3 protein-coding genes are annotated in these 3,008 nt (G+C 47.3%); 1 reads left to right on the top strand and 2 read right to left on the bottom strand.

The window, feature by feature from the left end:
- Positions 1-1,807, top strand: a 1,807-nt coding sequence (locus LUQ50_RS06745) for a methyl-accepting chemotaxis protein (RefSeq protein ID WP_300038085.1), incomplete at its 5' end; no start/stop codon positions are given.
- 65 nt (positions 1,808-1,872) lie between these two features.
- Here the strand turns inward: LUQ50_RS06745 and fdhD are convergent.
- Positions 1,873-2,667 (bottom strand): formate dehydrogenase accessory sulfurtransferase FdhD, encoded by a 795-nt coding sequence (gene fdhD / locus LUQ50_RS06740; protein ID WP_300038082.1) that lies wholly within the window; start codon positions 2,665-2,667, stop codon positions 1,873-1,875.
- A gap of 122 nt (positions 2,668-2,789) precedes the next feature.
- On the bottom strand, positions 2,790-3,008 hold a 219-nt coding region (locus LUQ50_RS06735), incomplete at its 5' end, for an MMPL family transporter (RefSeq protein WP_300038079.1).

The raw sequence follows: 3,008 nt of genomic DNA, 5'->3' as shown, positions 1-3,008 counted from the left end.
TTCCAACGGATATCATGGGGATCTTGAGATGCTCATTAACCGGATCAATGAGATGCTGGATGATATCCTGTATCCATTCAGGGATATGAGCAAGATTCTTGTCAATATATCAAAGGGAGACATCAACACCCGTATTGATCAGACCTTCAAGGGTGACCATGAAAAGATCCGTATGGCGGTGAATAATGTGGCAGATGTAATCAGGCAACTGCAGACTGAAATTCTTCGTATTACCGATTCAGCTCAGAAAGGATCCATCAAAGAACGTGGTCGCCCGGAACAGTTCAGTGGTGCATATGCAGAAATAATCACTGAAGTGAACGATATGCTCGACACAATCGTTAACCCGATCATCCAGGGTTACCGGGTTTTGAAGAATATCAGAGGAGGAGATCTGAGTCAGAAGGTCGAGGTTCAATGCATCGGTGATCATGCCAAACTTCGGGATGCAATCAATGATGTTCATCACTGGCTTTCAGATCTGATCATCTATGTGACCAAGATATCAGAGGGAGATATGTCTGCATCGATAGAAAAGGCATCAGACAAGGATGAACTCTATGAACCGCTGATCAAAATGCGGGATAATATCAGATCATTAATTGCCGATGTAGATACCCTCGGAAAAGCAGGCACTCATGGAGAACTCACGGTTCGGGCGGATCCATCCCGTCATCAGGGTTCTTTCAGATCTATCATTGAGGGAATGAATAAAACTCTTGACTCAGTCACCATCCCGGTGAATGAGGCAATGGTTGTCTCTGAAAGTTATGCCCAGTATAATTTTGCACGCCGGGTAGATTCCAGCCTTGCCATGGAGGGGGACTGGAATGAGTTTAAAAAAGCCCTGGATCAGGTCGGAGCCAATGTATCTCAAGCAGTCGGACTCATAAATGACCAGGTTAAGAATCTCAATTCAGTAGTCACCCAGACACATGGGAGTATCAGTGATGTCAGTGCAGGTACCAACACCCTTGCTGATATCGCCCAGGCAGTAAGTCTGAATGCTGAACGAGGAAAAGATGGAATTGAACAGATCCTGAAGGCAATGGAGGATCTTGCAGTAAACGTTTCAGCAGTGTCAGCACGGGCAGATGAAGTGAACCATCTCGCCATGAATACCAGTGATCTCTCATCGAAAGGAACTGAACTAGCAAAAGGTGCTGAAGAAGGGATGGATGAGATCACCAAATCCACCACCCAGGTCGTCAGTCTTGTCCGAGAGATTATGGAAGAGATGAAGACGATCAACAAGATCACCAAAGTTATATCAGATATTGCAAGCCAGACCAATCTTCTCGCATTAAATGCAGCCATTGAAGCAGCACGGGCAGGAGAGGCCGGGCGGGGATTTGCAGTTGTCGCAAGCGAAGTCAAATCCCTGGCTCTTGAATCCCGGCAGTCAGCAGAGAATATTACCGGTATGATCGAGAGCCTGCAGAAGAAGACAGAACTCGCGTCAGCCACCATGGATCATAGTGCTGAATCAGTACTGACAGGAGGAAGATCGCTTTCAGAAACATTGAGCGTATTCAATGAGATCATCGGAGCAATCTCCACGATCAGTGAGCGAATGGACGAGGTTGCCCGTTCAGCCGAACAGCAGGCAGCAGCAGTCGAAGAGATCACCGCTTCAATCAATGAAGTAAATGATGTGGTGATGAACACTTCAAAAGAAGCAGTGTCAGCAGCAGCTGCAAGTGAAGAAGCAGCAGCTGCAACCGACCAGCTGACCGAACAGTCATCGCAGGTGTTTGAGGTCGCTAACCGACTGAACAAAGAGATGCAGAAATTTACCGTAGGGTAAGTATCAAAATCCTTTTTTAAAAATGTGTCACGGGAGATCTCCCGTATGACGTAACCAGATCTCTATCATGAAGGAAACCTGATCCGGTGTGAGCAGGTATATATGGTCATTGACGGGGGTCTCACAAATCCTGCAAGGGTCATATTAGCTTTTTTCGCAAATTCGATTCCTCCCGCAAATGCTGCATTATTGCTCACCACGATTGGAATTCCTGCCCGGTATGCCTTTGCAACCATGTCAACAGGAAGCCTTCCGGAACAGATCAGGTAGCATCGGGTGATATCAACCCCTTTGTGCAGGGCAACGCCGACAGCCTTGTCCACCGTGGTATGCCTGCCCATATCCTCCACCCCGCAGACGATTTCGCCTTCTTCGGTAATGATCAGACTGCAATGCATGCCGCCGGTGCGTTTCCAGATTACTGAGTAATCATTTACCCGCTTCATTGAACGAAAGACCGTTTCGACATCCAGGATCATTCCATCAGCGAGAGGAGGAGTCGGACCATCAGGAAGAAGGTTCCTGCAGGAGCCACCAGAGCTGTTCTTTGAGAATTTCCCACTTGATGAATGTTCAACAGGACAGGAGGCAGTAACCCTCACATGGGGAAGGTCAATGTGTATCGCTGTAATATCTTTGATTGACGTGAGGTATCCTTCGCAGATCAGATGACCGGTTGCAAATGCCTCAATATCAACCGGAGTGATGGAGAGATCCCCTATCACAACATCATTGAGATAGAGAATCACCCGCGATTCAGTACAGACTTCAACAGATTTTTCCTGCACCACATCTCCGGTCACTCTGGTAACCGGATACATGACGGTAACACCAGGGATTCCCCCCTCTTGAGAAGACATGCTGATCTGATCTATGATCACGACGATGGTAAGGATGTCGTTATACAATCAATTGTTCCGGGAATACCCAAAAAAAGGATCATGAAGCCAAGGCAGGAACCTGAACATGCAGAACATGTTCGTTATTTTTCATGATGGGGATGCACATGAAGAACATCTTCTTCAACCTCCTCAACCTTGTGGATGATCTGATCGAGCAGCGAAAGAACTGCAGGCATCACTGCAACGGCACCTATCAATGAGAAGAGGACCGCAATAATGGTGGTCAGTCCAAAGTTGCTGATGATGGGAAAGGCCGAAAGGATCAGGGCAGAAAATCCGAAGAAGGTCGCAAGCCCTGA

This window comes from Methanospirillum sp. (genome assembly GCF_028679455.1).
In the GTDB taxonomy this organism is placed as follows: domain Archaea; phylum Halobacteriota; class Methanomicrobia; order Methanomicrobiales; family Methanospirillaceae; genus Methanospirillum.
This window is presented reverse-complemented; position numbering and strand designations above follow the sequence as displayed.

What these genes read in the sequence shown, in the direction of transcription:
- fdhD (WP_300038082.1), bottom strand. Translation starts at nt 2,667, where the DNA reads ATGTCTTCTCAAGAGGGGGGAATCCCTGGTGTTACCGTCATGTATCCG.